Source organism: Shewanella sp. 125m-7, from assembly GCF_052977045.1.
In genome coordinates this window covers 201,421-219,265 of sequence record NZ_JBRILQ010000001.1, presented here as the reverse complement: position 1 = coordinate 219,265, position 17,845 = coordinate 201,421, and the positions used below count along the sequence as shown (strand labels likewise).

At 43.7% G+C, this 17,845-nt stretch carries 15 protein-coding genes; 2 read left to right on the top strand and 13 right to left on the bottom strand.

Annotation, left to right across the window (positions count from 1 at the left end):
- A partial coding sequence (locus ACVBIL_RS00950) for a hypothetical protein (RefSeq protein WP_447165116.1) occupies positions 1–228 on the top strand: 228 nt, incomplete at its 5' end.
- 283 nt (positions 229–511) lie between these two features.
- Here the strand turns inward: ACVBIL_RS00950 and csrA are convergent.
- The 3 genes from csrA to recA all read right to left on the bottom strand — a co-directional run bounded on the left by csrA (position 512) and on the right by recA (position 5,139).
- Positions 512–709, bottom strand: a complete 198-nt coding sequence (csrA, locus tag ACVBIL_RS00945) for a carbon storage regulator CsrA (RefSeq protein ID WP_006082602.1) — start codon at positions 707–709, stop codon at positions 512–514.
- Positions 710–1,188: 479 nt separating this feature from the next.
- Positions 1,189–3,813 (bottom strand): alanine--tRNA ligase, encoded by a 2,625-nt coding sequence (gene alaS, locus ACVBIL_RS00940; RefSeq protein ID WP_447165115.1) that lies wholly within the window; start codon positions 3,811–3,813, stop codon positions 1,189–1,191.
- 258 nt (positions 3,814–4,071) lie between these two features.
- Positions 4,072–5,139, bottom strand: coding sequence for a recombinase RecA (recA, locus tag ACVBIL_RS00935; protein ID WP_447165114.1), 1,068 nt, complete (start codon positions 5,137–5,139; stop codon positions 4,072–4,074).
- A 320-nt stretch (positions 5,140–5,459) separates the two neighbouring features.
- On the opposite strand from recA, the gene mutS reads away from it, so the two are divergent.
- Positions 5,460–8,039: a DNA mismatch repair protein MutS gene (mutS, locus tag ACVBIL_RS00930; RefSeq protein WP_447165113.1), complete on the top strand. Its 2,580-nt coding sequence runs from the start codon at positions 5,460–5,462 to the stop codon at positions 8,037–8,039.
- 122 nt (positions 8,040–8,161) lie between these two features.
- On the opposite strand, the gene rpoS is transcribed toward mutS, so the two are convergent.
- The 10 genes from rpoS to ACVBIL_RS00880 form a co-directional block, all read right to left on the bottom strand.
- Entirely contained in the window at positions 8,162–9,127 is a 966-nt protein-coding gene (rpoS, locus tag ACVBIL_RS00925; protein WP_447165112.1) for an RNA polymerase sigma factor RpoS, read from the bottom strand.
- Positions 9,128–9,203: 76 nt separating this feature from the next.
- Entirely contained in the window at positions 9,204–10,097 is an 894-nt protein-coding gene (locus tag ACVBIL_RS00920; RefSeq protein ID WP_447165121.1) for a peptidoglycan DD-metalloendopeptidase family protein, read from the bottom strand.
- Between the two features lie 65 nt (positions 10,098–10,162).
- Complete coding sequence (locus ACVBIL_RS00915; RefSeq protein WP_447165111.1) at positions 10,163–10,798, bottom strand: protein-L-isoaspartate(D-aspartate) O-methyltransferase; 636 nt, start codon at positions 10,796–10,798, stop codon at positions 10,163–10,165.
- Between the two features lie 107 nt (positions 10,799–10,905).
- A complete protein-coding gene (surE, locus tag ACVBIL_RS00910) occupies positions 10,906–11,658 on the bottom strand; it encodes a 5'/3'-nucleotidase SurE (protein WP_447165110.1) in 753 nt (250 codons plus the stop codon).
- On the bottom strand, positions 11,655–12,722 hold the full coding sequence (gene truD / locus ACVBIL_RS00905) for a tRNA pseudouridine(13) synthase TruD (RefSeq protein WP_447165109.1): 1,068 nt from the start codon (positions 12,720–12,722) through the stop codon (positions 11,655–11,657). Before truD ends, surE begins: the two co-directional genes overlap by 4 nt.
- Before the next feature lie 143 nt (positions 12,723–12,865).
- On the bottom strand, positions 12,866–13,345 hold the full coding sequence (gene ispF, locus ACVBIL_RS00900) for a 2-C-methyl-D-erythritol 2,4-cyclodiphosphate synthase (RefSeq protein ID WP_447165108.1): 480 nt from the start codon (positions 13,343–13,345) through the stop codon (positions 12,866–12,868).
- Positions 13,346–13,387: 42 nt separating this feature from the next.
- Positions 13,388–14,080, bottom strand: a complete 693-nt coding sequence (ispD, locus tag ACVBIL_RS00895) for a 2-C-methyl-D-erythritol 4-phosphate cytidylyltransferase (protein WP_447165107.1) — start codon at positions 14,078–14,080, stop codon at positions 13,388–13,390.
- A 78-nt stretch (positions 14,081–14,158) separates the two neighbouring features.
- The gene (gene ftsB / locus ACVBIL_RS00890) at positions 14,159–14,455 is read right to left on the bottom strand and encodes a cell division protein FtsB (protein ID WP_447165106.1); all 297 of its coding nucleotides are present in this window, start codon (positions 14,453–14,455) and stop codon (positions 14,159–14,161) included.
- A 90-nt stretch (positions 14,456–14,545) separates the two neighbouring features.
- Positions 14,546–15,841 (bottom strand): phosphopyruvate hydratase, encoded by a 1,296-nt coding sequence (gene eno / locus ACVBIL_RS00885; protein WP_447165105.1) that lies wholly within the window; start codon positions 15,839–15,841, stop codon positions 14,546–14,548.
- A gap of 274 nt (positions 15,842–16,115) precedes the next feature.
- Positions 16,116–17,756, bottom strand: coding sequence for a CTP synthase (locus tag ACVBIL_RS00880; protein ID WP_447165104.1), 1,641 nt, complete (start codon positions 17,754–17,756; stop codon positions 16,116–16,118).
- Between the last annotated feature and the right edge of the window lie 89 nt (positions 17,757–17,845).

Below are 17,845 nucleotides of genomic sequence, written 5' to 3'. Positions count from 1 at the left end.
TTCGAACCCTCGATGGGAGTTAAAGCCCATACTCCCTTAGCAGGGGAGCGCCTTCGGCCACTCGGCCACCTCTCCGTTTCTTGGCGCACATATTACTGTCTGCCGAAAATAAGTCAAACCCTTTTTAATAAACTATCCCCGTTTGAAGTGTTTTTAAGCAGCTTGCTGCTATATCAGACTAACTTAGCTTTTATATACACTTTTAAAAGGGTTAAAGAGGCTTTCTAAGCCTTATAAAATAAAAAAGCCCGTTATTAACTGGCTTCTACTATCTTCAAATAAAGCTTAGATTGATCTTAGTCAGATCAAAAGTCACCATCATCGATTGGCGTTGCGGATTGTTAAGACTGAACATGCGGGTAAACTTCTTCACAGTGCACAGAGACTTCGCTATGTGTAAATGCAGTTACACCCATTCTGACTTGGTGGCGTTAGCATTGATGAAGATGCTAAAAATAAAAAAGCCAGTTATTAACTGGCTTCTAGAATTCTTAAATTGATCTTAGTTAGATCAAAAGTTACCGCCTTCTGATGGCGTACCTGATTTTTCAGACTGGATGCGTTGATAAATCTCTTCACGATGTACAGAGACTTCTTTAGGTGCATTTACACCAATTCTTACTTGGTTACCTTTAACGCCTAATACAGTGACAGTTACTTCATCACCAATCATCAGTGTTTCACCAACACGACGAGTCAATATCAGCATTACTTTGCTCCTTTAGTTCCTAATTCTGCTTTATACGGCATAATTCCGTTATAACTGTATTATAAGGTTAGCTTAGTACAAATTAACAGTATTCTATGAGAAAAGCGTCAAATAATTACACCTTTTTCAGTATTAAATCACAGTTATGCGCTTGAAACCTTTTTAGCCATATTAAGAATAACTTTTACCCAATAACGACGATTATCAGGTGTTAACATTAAACTAGCATGAATTAGAACATTACCCAAATCTAAGGCTACAATATGCACACTTAAGCCAAACAACTCACTAATCCAGTTTATAAAAAATACAATCCATCTAAAGTTTTAAGCTCAATAACTATCATTACAAAGTACTCAAACTAGATATAAACTGCCGCTCTCAGCCTATGGATAGTACTTAAATTAAATATCTATTAGCGTATTTATTCCATAAAAAAACGCCCATAAAGGGCGTTTCTATATAACTATCGCTCTGTCTTAAGCGAGTTTAGCAGTGATCCATGGCAGAACTTGCTCTAGCGCGCTGTCTAGGTTCTCAGGCTGGCTACCGCCGGCCTGTGCCATATCAGGGCGTCCACCACCCTTACCACCAACTTGAACCGCAATTGAAGCGACAAGTTCACCAGCTTTAACCTTACCGGTTAGGTCCTTAGTCACACCTACAATAAGGTTAACCTTGTCTTCACCAGCAATAGCCAGCACTACAATACCTGATTGCAGTTTTTGCTTAAGCTCATCTTGTAGGCCACGCAATGCACCAGCATCTACGCCCTCAAGCTTCTTAATCAAAACTTTAGCGCCGTTAACGTCTACCGCTTCACCAGCAAGATCCGCACTTGTCGCAGCTGCAAGCTTGTCTTTCAACTGAGATAACTCTTTCTCAAGCAGCCTAGTCTTATCAAGTTGCGCTTTAAGCTTAGCAACAACAGATGCGCTATCACCTTTTAGTAAAGCCGCCGCCTCTTCTAATTGTGCTTGTTGCTTCGCAACGTATGCCATCGCTGCCGCCCCTGTAACGGCTTCAATACGGCGAACACCTGCTGCAATACCACCTTCAGAGGTGATTTTGAATAGGCCGATATCGCCAGTACGACCCACGTGAGTACCACCACATAGCTCGATTGAGAAATCGCCCATTGTCACAACGCGTACTTCAGAATCATACTTTTCACCAAACAGTGCCATCGCACCTTTTTCTTTGGCGGTTTCGATATCCATCACTTCAGCAGTCAATTCGTGGTTACGACGAATTTGTGTGTTAACCAGTTCTTCAACTTCCTTCAGCTCGTGCGCTTTAACACCTTCAAAGTGAGAAAAGTCAAAACGTAAACGTTCTGGATTGACTAAAGAACCTTTCTGGCTAACATGAGTACCTAATACTTGACGTAAAGCAGCGTGTAAAAGGTGAGTCACAGAGTGGTTAAGCTCTGTTCTATGGCGTAGTTTCTTATCAACATTTGCCGTGACAAGCTGACCGACTTTGATTTCACCTGTCGTTACGCGGCTGATATGACCAATCGCTTGACCATATTTTTGCGTGTCTGTAACCGTGACTTCTACACCATCGGCTATTAATGCACCAGCATCACCGCACTGACCACCAGACTCACCATAAAATGGAGTATTGTCTAATACAACAACGATATCATCGCCAGCATTAGCACTTTGAGCCGACTCGCCCGCTTTAAAGATTGCTGTAATGCTTGCTTGATTGTTTAGCTCTGTGTAGCCAGTAAAGCGACTCTGCTCGTCAATCTTCAAACCTTCATTATAGTCAGTGTCAAATTGGCCAGCGGCTTGGGCACGGCTACGTTGAGCAGCCATAGCAAGTTTAAATCCAGCTTCATCAACGGTAATGTCACGCTCACGACAAACATCAGCAGTTAAATCAACCGGGAAACCATAAGTATCATAAAGTTTGAAGGCTGTTTCACCGTCTAATACGTTAGTTGCTAGCTCATTTAATGCCGAGTCTAAGATACCTAGACCACGCTCAAGTGTACGTGCGAACTGTTCTTCTTCTGCTTTTAGTGATTTTTCAACAATTGCCTGAGTTTCTTGTAGGCCTTTGGCAGCATCCCCCATGACTTCAATTAACGTTGGTACTAATTTATAGAAGAAGCTTTCCGTTGCACCTAACTTATTGCCATGACGCACTGCACGGCGAATAATACGGCGAAGTACGTAACCACGGCCTTCATTTGACGGCATAACACCATCAGCAATTAAGAACGCACATGAACGGATATGGTCAGCAATAACGCGAAGTGACTTATTTTCGAGATCCGTCACGCCAAGAATCGCAGCAGCTTTCTTGATTAACGCTTGGAAAATATCAATTTCATAGTTTGAATGTACGCCCTGCATAATTGCGGCGATACGCTCAATGCCCATACCAGTATCAACAGATGGCTTTGGCAGTGGCTTCATCTCACCGTCTGCTTGACGGTTGTATTGCATGAATACGATGTTCCAGATCTCAATGAAGCGATCGCCATCTTCTTCTGGTGTGCCAGGACGGCCACCCCAGATATGATCGCCATGATCGTAAAAGATTTCAGAACATGGCCCACAAGGACCGGTATCGCCCATTTGCCAGAAGTTATCAGATGCGTAGGCCGCGCCTTTATTGTCACCGATGCGGATGATGTTTTCTGCCGCTACGCCAATTTTCTTATTCCAAATTTCAAATGCTTCATCATCTGTGTCATAAATAGTGACGCAAAGACGCTCTTTAGGCAGCTTCAATTCTTCAGTTAAGAAATTCCAAGCAAAGTGAATGGCTTCTTCTTTGAAGTAATCACCAAAGCTGAAGTTACCTAACATCTCAAAGAATGTATGGTGACGAGCAGTGTAACCAACGTTATCTAAATCGTTGTGCTTACCACCCGCACGCACGCAGCGCTGTGAAGACGTTGCACGTGAATAGCTACGCTTATCAGCACCCAAAAACACGTCTTTAAATTGGTTCATACCCGCATTAGTAAATAGCAGTGTTGGATCGTTCACAGGAACGAGAGAGCTACTATCTACGACCTGGTGACCATTTGTGCGGAAATATTCCAAAAAAGCACTTCGCAGTGCTGCAGTGGTTTGATACATGAAACCATCCTGAATTAGGTTGTGCAAATAGCCCTTAAAGGGCTGAGTGATAAATTTTTTATGGATAGCATTATAAGCAGAGTCAGAGCTAACAACCAGCCCTGTTGATACAAAACTGCGTGCATAATAGGGAAATTGAAGTAAGATTTAATTGCGAAGAATTGGGTTGGCAACTTTTTTACAAAAAAAATCGCGGTGCGCTAATTGCGCAACCGCGATATATACAGCAGATAAGCTTATCTAAATGTTAGTGATGGCTTAGAATACTTCGCCGGTCTCTAAATCGACATTATCACCCGCGGTATCAGCAGCATCAGGTGCCACTTTCTCACCATTACCCAGAAGCATTGAACGTAATGTGGTTTCAATTTCATCTGATATTTCAGGGTTTTCGATTAGGTACTTACCCGCGTTTGCACGGCCTTGACCAATCTTGCTACCTTTATAAGCATACCAAGCGCCCGACTTTTCAATTAGCTTATGCATAACACCTAAGTCAACGAGCTCGCCAGTTTTGTTAATGCCTTGGCCATAAAGGATCTGAAATTCAGCTTGTTTAAATGGCGCAGCAATCTTGTTCTTAACCACTTTTACACGGGTCTCGTTTCCGATCACTTCTTCTCTATCTTTAATCGCACCAGTACGGCGAATATCTAGACGAACTGAAGCGTAGAACTTAAGTGCGTTACCACCCGTTGTCGTCTCTGGATTACCAAACATAACACCAATTTTCATACGAATTTGGTTAATGAAGATTAGCAAAGTGTTTGACTGCTTAAGGTTACCAGCAAGCTTACGCATCGCTTGGCTCATCATACGTGCTGCAAGGCCCATGTGAGAGTCACCAATTTCGCCTTCGATTTCAGCTTTTGGTGTCAATGCTGCTACCGAGTCAACAACGATAACGTCAACAGCGCCACTGCGAGTTAATGCGTCACAAATCTCAAGCGCTTGCTCACCAGTATCAGGCTGTGAACAAAGAAGGTTGTCGATATCAACACCCAGTTTTTTAGCATAAATTGGGTCAAGTGCATGCTCAGCATCGATAAAGGCACAAGTCTTACCTTGTCTTTGAGCGGCAGCAATCACTTCTAATGTCAGTGTCGTTTTACCTGATGATTCTGGACCATAGATTTCAACGATACGGCCCATTGGCAATCCACCTGCACCTAAGGCAACATCCAAAGATAATGAGCCAGTAGAAATCGTTTCTACGTCCATTGAACGATCTTCGCCTAGCTTCATGATTGAGCCTTTACCAAACTGCTTCTCAATCTGACCTAAAACAGCGTTCAGTGCTTTCTCTTTATTTGGATCTATCTTCATTCTGCTATCCTCTGGAGCACAGTGCGACACGGTATTGACACTGTATTATTGTTTGGGTGATGACTCATTTAGCCTTGGCTAGAGCCTCAATATGAAACTAGTATACTGTACAATCATACAGTATCAAGTACTGTGTAAAAATAATTTGCAAACAGCTAAAAATCAAACACTTGCAAGCATTCATCATTTATATACCGTAATTTATTACACAAACACTGTAAGAAACACGCCTAAATGCTGCAAAATATTGGTAAGATTAGCGTCAATATTGTTTAAGGCGCTTTAAAGGCTCCGCTGTAAATGACAGGCAAAACAAATCGATGACCGCTATTGATCCGCAAGGCTTAGAAAAACACACCCCAATGATGCGTCAATATTTGACGTTAAAAGCTCAACATCCAGATATGTTACTCTTTTATCGTATGGGCGATTTCTATGAGCTCTTTTATGAAGATGCCAAACGAGCTTCGGAGTTACTTGGGATCTCGTTAACCGCTCGAGGCAAAAGCGGTGGTGACCCTATCCCTATGGCGGGTCTTCCTTACCACGCAGTTGAAGGTTATTTAGCAAAATTAGTGCAACTACGTGTATCAGTCGCTATTTGTGAACAAATTGGCGACCCGGCAACCTCTAAAGGCCCGGTTGAGCGAAAAGTGGTACGTATCGTCACCCCAGGCACTCTCACTGATGAAGCCTTATTGCAAGAAAGACAAGACAACTTACTTGCTGCGCTTTACCAAGGTAAAACTGGCTACGGTTATGCAACCTTGGATGTCGCATCTGGACGCTTTGTGATTACAGAGCTTGCCAATACCGAAGCACTAGAAGCCGAGTTACAACGTACCAACCCTGCTGAACTACTGTACAGCGAAGACTTCTCTGAGATGAGCCTAATTGCAGGGATGAATGGCACTCGTCGCCGCCCTGAATGGGAGTTTGATTATGAGACTTGCCATAGATTATTACTCAATCAATTCGGCACGAAAGATTTAAAAGGCTTTGGTATTGAAGACGCGAGACTGTCACTGCAAGCTGCTGGTTGTTTAATGCAGTATGTCAAAGATACCCAACGAACGGCGCTGCCACACATTAACTCTATTGTGCGTTTTAACCAGTCCGATAGTATCGTGCTCGATGCCGCGACCCGTCGTAATCTTGAATTAACAGTGAACTTGCAAGGCGGTCGAGAAAACACCCTAGCTTCAGTGCTCGATAATACTGTGACGCCTATGGGCAGCCGTATGCTACAGCGCTGGCTCCATCAGCCACTTAGAGACCACGGCATAATCTGCGCAAGGCAAGCATCAATCGAAGAGTTACTGGGTAATGGTAACCATGAAGTACTGTCGGAAGATCTTAAGGCTCTCGGTGATATTGAGCGAATTACGGCCCGTATAGCGCTACGTAACGCTCGTCCTCGAGATTTTGCTCGCCTACGCCAAGCGCTTGCGTTATTGCCTCAGTTGCAACAAACACTAACTCAAGCGAATGCGCCGCATCTTAAATATCTGTCGCAAGTGATCGGTGAGTTCCCAGAAGAGCTTGAACTGTTATCACGAGCTGTAGTCGATAATCCACCGATGCTTATTCGAGATGGTGGTGTGATCTGCGAAGGTTACAATGAAGAGCTCGATCAATGGCGTAAATTGAGTGAAGGCGCGACCGATTACCTTCATGAGCTTGAAGCACGAGAAAAACAGCAGACTGGGATCTCCACCTTAAAAGTCGGCTATAACCGAGTTCATGGCTACTACATCGAAGTCAGCCGCCGCGAGTCAGACTTAGTTCCACTTAGCTACCAACGTAGACAGACACTAAAAAATACTGAACGCTACATTATCCCAGAGCTTAAAGAGCATGAGGAAAAAGTATTATCTAGCCAAGGGAAAGCCTTAGCGCTTGAAAAGCAGCTTTGGGAGCAGTTGTTTGATCTTATCTTGCCAAAATTGCATGAACTGCAAGACTTCGCTCAAGCTGCTGCAGAGTTAGATGTGTTATGTAACTTCGCTGAGCGTGCTGAAAGCTTAAATTATCATTGCCCTGAGTTATCAAATACTCCTGGGATCCAAATCGAAGCGGGTCGCCACCCTGTTGTTGAACAGGTGAGTAAGAGTCCATTTATTGCCAACCCTGTTACCCTAAATGATCAGCGTAAAATGTTGATTGTTACCGGTCCAAACATGGGGGGTAAATCAACTTATATGCGCCAAGTTGCGTTAATAACCTTGATGGCACACATTGGCTGTTATGTGCCTGCAGAGCATGCCGTCATTGGCCCTGTGGATCGGATCTTTACGCGTATTGGCGCTTCAGATGATCTTGCTTCTGGTCGCTCAACCTTCATGGTCGAGATGACAGAAACAGCTAATATCTTGCATAATGCCACGCCTAACAGCTTGGTATTGATGGATGAAATTGGGCGTGGTACTTCGACCTACGATGGTCTGTCACTCGCTTGGTCTGCAGCGGAATATTTAGCTACGCATCTGCAAGCGATGACGCTATTTGCAACCCATTACTTTGAACTAACTCAGCTACCAGAGTTGCTATCTAACGTAGAGAACGTACATTTAGATGCCGTCGAGCATGGTGATAGCATTGTGTTTATGCATGCAGTGCAAGAAGGTGCTGCAAGTCGCAGTTACGGCTTACAAGTTGCAGCTCTCGCTGGCGTTCCTAATTGTGTGATTAGCGCTGCAAAGCATAAGTTACATCAACTAGAAAGTCGCGATCATGGCAAAGAACCTTGTGATGCTGAGCAGCCTTTACAGCAAAGCATGAGCTTTTCAGCACCGACGCCCTCTCCTGCACTTGCAGCCCTTGAGAAAATTAATCCAGATGAATTAACGCCAAGACAGGCTCTAGATTATCTGTATGAGCTCAAGAAACTGGCGTTATAAACCCGCTTTTGTATGATTTGGGCTAGCTAGCTCAGAGTTAGATACTAAAAAGCGCAGTTGATCATCAGCTGCGCTTTTTATTTGTCACTTAACTAACTTGCTTAGAGCATTAGCAGACTTATTTATGCTTTAAATATAGCTTCAACAGACAGACCTTGAGCACCTAACAAATCTTTTAAACGTTTAAGTGCCTCGACTTGGATTTGGCGCACTCTTTCGCGAGTTAAGCCTATTTCTTTACCCACATTTTCAAGTGTTGATGGCTCATAACCTAACAAACCAAATCGGCGCGCTAACACTTCTCGCTGCTTGGTATTGAGTTCATCTAACCACTTGACCACAGACTTAGACATGTCTTCGTCTTGAACCTTATAATCAGGCCCTACGTTATCATCATCTGCGAGCACATCTAACAGAGCTTTATCACTTTCACCACCAAGCGGTGTATCGACAGAAGTAATTCTTTCATTAAGTTTTAGCATACGGCTAACATCGCTACTCGGTAAGTCGAGTCGTTCTGCTATCTCTTCAGCTGTTGGTTCATGATCGAGCTTATGGGCTAATTCTCTCGCTGTGCGTAAATAGACATTAAGCTCTTTTACGACATGAATAGGTAAACGAATAGTACGAGTCTGGTTCATAATTGCTCGTTCAATCGTCTGTCTAATCCACCATGTAGCATACGTCGAGAATCTAAAACCACGCTCAGGATCGAATTTCTCGACGGCACGGATCAAGCCTAAATTCCCTTCTTCAATAAGATCTAGCAGCGCTAAGCCACGATTGTTATATCGACGAGCAATTTTTACGACCAGCCTGAGGTTACTTTCAATCATACGATTGCGAGATTTTTCACAGCCTTTTAAAGACTTTCGCGAAAAATAGACTTCTTCCTCAGCACTGAGGAGGGGGGAAAAACCAATTTCTCCTAAATACAATTGGGTTGCATCTAGGTTTTTTTGTAGATCATCTTGGACTTGCTGTTCTAACTCAGCTTCTTTCACATCTTGTTTAGTAAGATTATTCGTTAACTCTTTTGAGTGGCTTTTTGTCTGCTCCACTACAACGGCATTATTTACACTGCCCATAATATCTCTCCCGAATTTTTACATTTAATTACTGCACGTCACGATCCTCCGATTTGCCAAATTGGCTGCCCAAAAACTATTGTTTAGGCAAAAATTTTACAGGGTTTACTGATTTTCCGTGGTATCGGATCTCAAAATGTAACATAACCCGATTGGTGCCAGTACTGCCCATTGTTGCTACTGTCTGTCCAACATTAACAGCTTGCTTTTCTTTAACTAAGATCTTATCAGCGTGAGCATAAGCACTTAAATAATCATCACTATGTTTAATAATGACTAAGTTACCATACCCTCGAAGTGCGCTACCCGCGTAAACAACTCTTCCGCCAGCAGCAGCTTTAATCACATCACCTCGATTACCAGCGATCTTTATTCCTTTATTTCCCTGCTCTTTGGCTGAGAAAGTTCCAATCACCTTTCCTTTCACAGGCCATGACCATTTGCTTACTTTTTTGGGTAGCTCGGCTGGCTTGTGGACAACTCCGTGAGCATCTTGTTGACTACTTGTTACAGAGTACGCAGGCTTAGGATTTTGATCAAGCTGTTTTTTTGACCCATCAACCTGAGAGACACTAGAAACAGGCCTATCGCTAACCTTATGATTTGAAACAACTTTAGAGTTTGGCACTGTTACTTTAGTTGTCGAAGTCGTTGTTTTTTTGACACTTTGGTTATTTGTAACATATTTTTTAGAGCTTAAGCTCAAAACTTGACCAGGGTAGATGGTATAAGGCTTTGGCAGTCGGTTGCCCTTAGCTATATCGACAAAATCTTTATTTGAGCCCCATGCAATTGAATATAAGGTATCGCCCTTTTTAACCACATAACGGCTGCCCGTTATCGATCCTTTGCTGATCGACGGGGTAGAGGGACCATTTAAGGATTCCACAGGCGCGGGCCTATCAGCCTGAAAGCTACATCCAGATAGCATCAGTGATATGCAGACACTTAAAAAGCAAACCAACCTCATTGTTAACTCATCACCCCAAATCAACCTATTTCACAATTCTAATACTTATCATTTTGTCGAAAAGCTTATGCAAGCTCACCATTTATAAGCGGTACAAAGCGAACATCCTCTACGACTTCCGACGTATATTGTTCACCACAACGTGTCACTTTTAACAACTGTTGAGCCGCTTCGCCAACGGGGATAACAAGTACGCCACCATCAGCTAATTGAGCCACTAATGCTTCAGGGATAGAACTCGCCGCAGCGGTAACCATTATCGCATCATAAGGACCTTTGCTCGGCCAACCTTCCCAGCCATCGCCATATTTAAACGCAATATTGTGAAGGTCGAGTCTTTTCAATCTTTGCCTTGCTTGGATCTGTAAACTTTTAATCCGCTCTACCGTACAAAGCTGTGGCACTAACTGCGCTAAAATAGCAGCCTGATAGCCCGACCCTGTACCAATCTCTAAAACCTTATTTGGTTTTGTTTGCAAAATAATTTCAGTCATTCGCGCAACGATATAGGGCTGCGAAATAGTTTGTCCTTGTCCGATCGGTAGCGCCGTATTTTCATAAGCTTTGTGGCCAAGAGCCGGATCAAGGAAGCGTTCACGTGGTGTGTTCGCAACCGCCTTTAATACCAATTCACAGCGGATCCCTGCCTCATACAGTCTTCTTGCGAGGTTCAATGCAGATGTTGAAGTAACAGGGGTCATAAATCAGTTTTCCAATAATCCAAAATAAACAGGTGTAAACGTACAGTAAAGCTATAAACAAGGGCTGCTATCAATCACAGCCCCAATATATCTAATCTACTCAGTATTTAATCCGCAAGCTTAGTTAACCAGCCTTCTAACGCACTCAACTGCTCAAATGCAGTTAAATCGACCGTTAATGGTGTAATAGACACATAACCGTTAGCGACGGCATAAAAGTCGGTCCCATCACTTGCATCTTGCTCATCGCCGGGAGGGCCTAACCAAAAAATCTCTCTACCGGCAGGATCTTGAGTTCGTACCATACCCTCAGCTCTGTGTCTTGCACCAAGACGGGTTATCTTCATGCCTTTAATTTCACTTAAAGGTAAGTCTGGTACATTGATATTCAAGATCTTATCTTGTGCAATAGGACTATCTTGCAAGGCCTTCACAATTTTTAATGCATAATGAGCCGCGGTTTCATAATGCTTAAGTTCATGCCCCACCAAAGAGATCGCAATAGCCGGAAACCCTAAGAAGCGCCCTTCCATTGCGGCTGCAACCGTGCCTGAATACAAGGTATCATCGCCCATATTCGCGCCAGCATTAATACCAGACACCACCATGTCAGGCTCATCTTGATATAACTCTCTAATTGCCAAATGCACACAATCGGTCGGTGTGCCACTGACCGAGATATAACCATTGTCTAAGGTATTGATTCGCAGTGGATTGGTCAAGGTTAACGAGTTACTTGCCCCTGAACAATTTCTGTCAGGTCCAACCGTCAGTGTTTCTGCTATTTGGCTCAAGGCTGCGGTTAACGCAGCAATACCTTCAGCATTCACCCCATCGTCATTGCTGATCAAAATCTTCATTGTTCGGTCTCAGCGCTTCTTTGCTCAGCTAACATTTTTTGACGCGCGACTTCTTGAACATCTTGGTAAAGAAAGAGTTCTCGTAATACAGAAGTCGCATAAGAACCTGATGGTAATGCAAATTTTAAGGTAATGGTATCTTCGCTTACTTCATACTGCAGATGTTGTGGCTCAAGTAACAAAGCACGTCTCTCTTGGCTAAGCCCTGCATGCTCCAAACCGTCTTTGTCAATTGCGAGTGACTCAAGTGCGTCAGCCTCACACTGCGCCGCTTGTCCTTGTGCCAGTGGTAACCCACGCCCCCATAATGGTGCTGAAAGCTGAATATCTTTGTTATTTAGACGCTCTATTAACGTTTCATCCCACTGCTCGGCAACAAAGTAACTTTTGCTGCCAGCGAGCATGACACAATCGCCAGCTAAGCTTGCTGTGCCGTGCTGTGCTAAACGACCTGAACAGGCAAGATTAAACATGTTAGAGCGTACCGCAGACAGGTACATACTACGCTTATTACGATCTTTAACTTTACGGCCAGAAAACATCTGCCGACCAAACTCTAAATTTTTACCATCATGGCCAAAACGTTGCTCACCAAAATAGTTCGGTACGCCTTGCCCGTTCACTAAGTCAATGCGTTTAATCACATCACTCATATCGCTAACATTACGTAATATTAAGGTAAAGCGATTACCCGCCAGCGCACCAATCCGTAGCTTTTTGCTGTGTCTTGCAGCGCTCAGCACTGTAACTTGGTCGCAATTTAGCTGCTGCCAGTCAGGCGTTTCTTTGCCTGGAATACGTACACCAAACCACTGCTCTGTAACCGCATGCTTATCTTTTTGACCTGCATATGTCACCTCTTTTGGATGCACATGAGCAAAGATCGATAGTCTCTTGACGATTTCAAGGGTATTGAGCCCATCTTTACGAATGTGAAGCAAATGATGCTCACCTTCGCCAGTGGCAGTAAAAGGCAAAATCTCTTGTACTTGGAAATCACTGTTATGGGTACGCAGATCGGCTGTTGATACTGGCTTGCCGTATAAATAATGTAATTCACTCATATCGCTAACTTGTCTCACTAAATGTTTTGCTAAAATTTGACTGATTTTTCAACTAAAAGACCATTAAAATCTATGGCGATTCGTTTGGACTAATGCTTCTAACTGATTTTATAACTAATGACGCGTGCTTAATCACATAGAATTTATGCTGTGATCATCAGCACCACAGCTTCTACTGCGATACCTTCTTTTCGACCGGTAAAGCCAAGCTTTTCTGTCGTGGTCGCCTTAACATTGATATCATTAATATCTGCTGCTAAATCTTCAACCAATACCGCACGGATAGCTTCAATATGAGGAGCCATTTTCGGTGCCTGAGCAATAATAGTGACATCTAAGTTAGATAGCTTGTAACCCATCTCTGTCGCTAACTTATAGCAATGTCTCAGCAGCACCCGACTATCGGCGCCTTTAAACTCGGCGTCAGTGTCAGGAAAGTGCTTACCGATATCGCCAAGCGCCATAGCACCTAAAATCGCATCAGAGATAGCGTGCAGCACGACGTCACCATCTGAGTGGGCAATAAGTCCCACTTCATACGGCACATTAATCCCACCGAGAATAAGCGGTGGTTCGCCGCCAAATTTATGCACATCAAATCCGTGACCAATTCTAATTTTCATCGCGATACCTGTCTGTCTAACTAATAGGCGCCATTACAGCGCTTAAATTGAATTTTTGAGAAAAAGTGATGCCAATTGCAGATCATCTGGATGGGTCACTTTAATATTATCCGCCCGCCCAGTCACCACAGCAGGCATTACCCCTGCCCATTCCATTGCAGATGCTTCATCGGTAATCTGTGCGCCAGCGGTTAATGCCGCGGCTAAATTTTGCATCAAGCTTGCGACAGGGAAAAACTGCGGCGTTAAGGCATGCCAAAGCTGCTCTCGGCAAACGGTGGCAATAATAACCCCATCTGCGCTGGTACGCTTCATCGTATCACGCACAGGTGCAGCCAAAATTGCACCTTGGGGATATAACTCTGCCGACTCAATTAACTTATCGATATCTTGGTGGGTCAAACACGGACGCGCCGCATCGTGTACTAACGCCCAAGCATCATTATCAGCAAGCTTTAGCCCTGAAAGCACAGAATGGGCTCGCTCTTTTCCTCCGATAACACAATGCAGCTTGGGGTGATTAGCTTGTGGTAGCTTAGCAAAGAAATCATCGGCTGAACTAATGGCGACAATCACCTTATCAATATTAGGATGCGATAGCAGACAATCTAAGGTATGGCCAAGAATAGGTTGTTGATTGAGCATTAAATACTGTTTGGGGATCTCTGCGCCCATGCGGCTACCAATCCCAGCAGCAGGGACGATGGCAATAATTTGTTTAGGGATTTGGCTCATAATTGAGCTCCATGTAATAACGACATCTTTCTATCATTGGCGTTCGACTTTAGTGAATACACAAATAATCACTGAATATTAATCATTTGATTTATTTCCACGCTCGCCGCCCACTACGCGAAAGAAGGTTTCCCCCTCTTTGACCATACCTAACTCATTGCGGGCACGCTCTTCTAGCGCTTCCGTGCCACTTCTAAGATCACTAATCTCTTCTCTTAAGACTTGGTTACGGGCTACAAGTTGCGCATTACTTTGCTGCTGGAGCTTAATTTGCTCCTGCAGATGGAAAGATTCAGCTAAGCTCTTTTCCCCAAACCAGAGGCGATACTCAAGCATGGCAAGTAAAGCGATTAATACAATAAGAAGGCGTTTCATGATTAAAAATAGAAAGAAATTGAGAATATTAGACAGATAGTACAACAAAAAAGGCCACCGAGTGGTGGCCTTTTTAAAGTTTATCGCGATTTATGCTTGACCTTTGATCTCTTTAAGACCGTTATAAGGGGCTTTTTCGCCTAACTGCTCTTCGATACGCAGTAGCTGGTTGTACTTAGCAACACGGTCACTACGGCATAGTGAACCCGTCTTGATTTGACCAGCAGAAGTCGCAACTGCGAGATCGGCAATAGTCGCATCTTCAGTTTCACCACTACGGTGTGAAATCACAACCGTGTAACCCGCTTCTTTCGCCATGCGAATCGCAGCTAGAGTCTCAGTTAATGAACCGATTTGGTTAAATTTAATCAAGATTGAGTTAGCAATATTATTATCAATACCGCGCTTTAGGATCTTAGTGTTCGTTACGAACAGATCGTCACCAACAAGCTGGATCTTATCACCCATGATTTGAGTTTGGTAAGCCCAACCATCCCAATCTGATTCGTCTAGACCGTCTTCGATTGAAGCAATTGGGTACTGCTCAGTTAGCGACTTAAGGTAGTCAGAGAAACCGTTAGCAGAGAACACTTTGCCTTCACCAGCAAGATCGTATTGACCATTTTTATAAAACTCTGATGCCGCGCAATCAAGTGCCAATGTTACGTCAGTACCTAGCGTGTAACCCGCTTGCTCAACCGCAACCTTGATGATGGCAAGTGCATCAGCATTTGATGCAAGGTTTGGTGCAAATCCACCTTCATCACCAACAGAAGTGCTTAAGCCTTTAGACTTAAGCACACTCTTTAGGCTATGGAAAATTTCAGCGCCCATACGTAGTGCTTCACGGAAGCTCTTAGCGCCAACAGGCTGAACCATGAACTCTTGGATATCAACGTTGTTATCTGCGTGCTCGCCACCGTTTAAGATGTTCATCATAGGTACAGGCATAGAATATTGCCCAGGTGTACCATTTAGTTCAGCAATATGAGCGTATAAAGGCATGCCTTTAAATGCAGCAGCCGCTTTTGCAGCAGCCAAAGACACCGCTAGAATCGCGTTAGCGCCTAACTTATCTTTGTTTTCAGTGCCATCTACATCGATCATGATTTGGTCAAGTTCAGCTTGCGCTGTTGCATCTTTACCTATCAACGCATCACGAATAAGTCCGTTGATGTTTTCAACAGCTTTAAGCACACCTTTACCCATGTAACGCGCTTTATCGCCGTCACGTAATTCTAGTGCTTCACGGCTACCAGTAGATGCGCCTGACGGTGCAGCAGCCATGCCCATGAATCCGCCTTCTAAATGAACTTCAGCTTCAACAGTTGGGTTACCGCGAGAATCCATGATTTCGCGACCGATAATGTTAATAATCTTAGCCATAATGCCCTCGATTTAAGTTTTAAAGATAAATTTAAAGATAAAAGTAAAACGGAATTCTGTTCATCTCAACTTACACAAATTAGGTATAAAACAGTGGCCAACTCAGAGAGTTTCATTGCGCTTTGGTCAAGGTGTATGAGCTGGCAAAAATAATGCGATTTAACTCATTGAACGCTGTGCTCTCGCAGGGTGATAACTGTTTTATACCAATCGGTATTACAACGCCATAAACAAAAAAACCGCTCCCATAGAATGGAAGCGGTTTGGTTTGTATTTAGTCTTCTAAATTACGTTTTTGGTAGGTGTAAGCGGCGGCTATAAACCCTTCAAATAACGGCTGACCATCACGAGGCGTCGATGTAAATTCAGGATGGAACTGACCTGCTACAAACCATGGGTGATTTGGTAACTCAATCATTTCAACCAGTGAGCGATCTGCTGATAAACCGCTAAAGATTAAGCCTGCTTTTTCAAGACGATCTTTATAGTTGTTGTTCACTTCGTAACGGTGACGATGACGTTCAACACATGTTGTCGATTTATAAGCTGCAGCTGCTTTAGTACCTTCTTCAAGGTGGCATAGCTGAGCGCCTAGACGCATAGTGCCGCCTAAATCAGACTCTTCGTGACGTTCTTCAACTTGGCCATCTTCGTTGATCCATTCAGTGATCAAACCAACAACTGGATGCGGAGTTTCTGGTGCAAACTCAGTTGAATGTGCGCCTTCAAGGCCTGCAACATGGCGCGCAAACTCAATCAACGCAACCTGCATACCTAAACAAATACCGAAGTAAGGTAGGTTATTTTCACGAGCGAACTGGGCCGCCATGATCTTACCTTCAATACCGCGCTCACCGAATCCACCTGGTACTAAAATACCGTCTAGGCCTTGTAGGACTTCATCGCCCTTAGCTTCAACATTTTGTGAATCAATATACTTGATGTTAACTGACACGCGGTTAAATAGACCGGCATGCTTTAATGCTTCGTTAACTGACTTGTATGCATCAGGTAGTTCAATGTACTTACCTACCATACCAATAGTGACTTCACCCACTGGGTTAGCTTCTTGGTAAACAACTTTTTCCCACTCAGCTAAATCGGCTTCTTTACAATCGATGCCAAAACGCTTAGTCACAAGTTGGTCTAAACCTTGTGCTTTTAACAACGCAGGGATCTTATAGATACTGTCTACGTCTTTTAGTGAGATAACGGCACGCTCTTCAACATTACAGAACAAAGAGATTTTTGCTTTTTCATTTGCAGGGATTGCGCGATCGCCACGACAAACCAATACATCTGGAGCAATACCAATTGAACGTAACTCTTTAACTGAGTGTTGAGTAGGCTTAGTTTTCACTTCACCTGCTGCACCCAAGAAAGGAACAAGCGTCAAATGCATAAATAGCGTTCTTTCACGGCCAAGCTCAACACCTAGCTGACGGATAGACTCTAGGAATGGTAGTGATTCAATATCACCTACCGTGCCACCAATCTCAACAATCGCCACATCATGACCTTCACCACCAGCAAGCACTTTCTCCTTGATAGCGTTAGTGATGTGCGGAATAACCTGAATGGTTGCACCTAAGTAGTCACCACGACGTTCTTTACGAAGCACTTCTTCATAAATACGGCCAGTAGTAAAGTTATTACGACGGTTCATCTTGGTACGGATGAAACGCTCATAGTGACCTAAATCTAGATCGGTTTCAGCGCCGTCTTCTGTCACAAACACTTCACCGTGTTGTGTTGGACTCATGGTACCTGGATCTACGTTAATGTATGGATCCAGCTTCATAATGGTTACGTTTAGGCCGCGAGCCTCTAATATTGCAGCCAAAGAAGCTGCTGCAATGCCTTTACCTAGTGATGAAACAACGCCACCAGTAACGAAGATATACCTTGTAGTCATGCTGAACCTGAGAAAATGAGTTGGAAATATGTGCTTGTAAGAAAGCACTAGGACGGGGAAATATTATACCAAAGCAAGCGGGATTCGAC

Bases quoted from the DNA above. Each gene is read 5' to 3' on its own strand.
- ACVBIL_RS00880 (WP_447165104.1), bottom strand. From the start codon at position 17,756: ATGACTACAAGGTATATCTTCGTTACTGGTGGCGTTGTTTCATCACTA.
- mutS (WP_447165113.1), top strand. From the start codon at position 5,460: ATGACCGCTATTGATCCGCAAGGCTTAGAAAAACACACCCCAATGATG.
- alaS (WP_447165115.1), bottom strand. From the start codon at position 3,813: ATGTATCAAACCACTGCAGCACTGCGAAGTGCTTTTTTGGAATATTTC.
- eno (WP_447165105.1), bottom strand. From the start codon at position 15,841: ATGGCTAAGATTATTAACATTATCGGTCGCGAAATCATGGATTCTCGC.
- rpoS (WP_447165112.1), bottom strand. From the start codon at position 9,127: ATGGGCAGTGTAAATAATGCCGTTGTAGTGGAGCAGACAAAAAGCCAC.
- ispD (WP_447165107.1), bottom strand. From the start codon at position 14,080: ATGAGCCAAATCCCTAAACAAATTATTGCCATCGTCCCTGCTGCTGGG.
- recA (WP_447165114.1), bottom strand. From the start codon at position 5,139: ATGAAGATAGATCCAAATAAAGAGAAAGCACTGAACGCTGTTTTAGGT.
- ftsB (WP_447165106.1), bottom strand. From the start codon at position 14,455: ATGAAACGCCTTCTTATTGTATTAATCGCTTTACTTGCCATGCTTGAG.
- truD (WP_447165109.1), bottom strand. From the start codon at position 12,722: ATGAGTGAATTACATTATTTATACGGCAAGCCAGTATCAACAGCCGAT.
- ACVBIL_RS00915 (WP_447165111.1), bottom strand. From the start codon at position 10,798: ATGACCCCTGTTACTTCAACATCTGCATTGAACCTCGCAAGAAGACTG.
- csrA (WP_006082602.1), bottom strand. From the start codon at position 709: ATGCTGATATTGACTCGTCGTGTTGGTGAAACACTGATGATTGGTGAT.
- surE (WP_447165110.1), bottom strand. From the start codon at position 11,658: ATGAAGATTTTGATCAGCAATGACGATGGGGTGAATGCTGAAGGTATT.
- ACVBIL_RS00920 (WP_447165121.1), bottom strand. From the start codon at position 10,097: ATGAGGTTGGTTTGCTTTTTAAGTGTCTGCATATCACTGATGCTATCT.
- ispF (WP_447165108.1), bottom strand. From the start codon at position 13,345: ATGAAAATTAGAATTGGTCACGGATTTGATGTGCATAAATTTGGCGGC.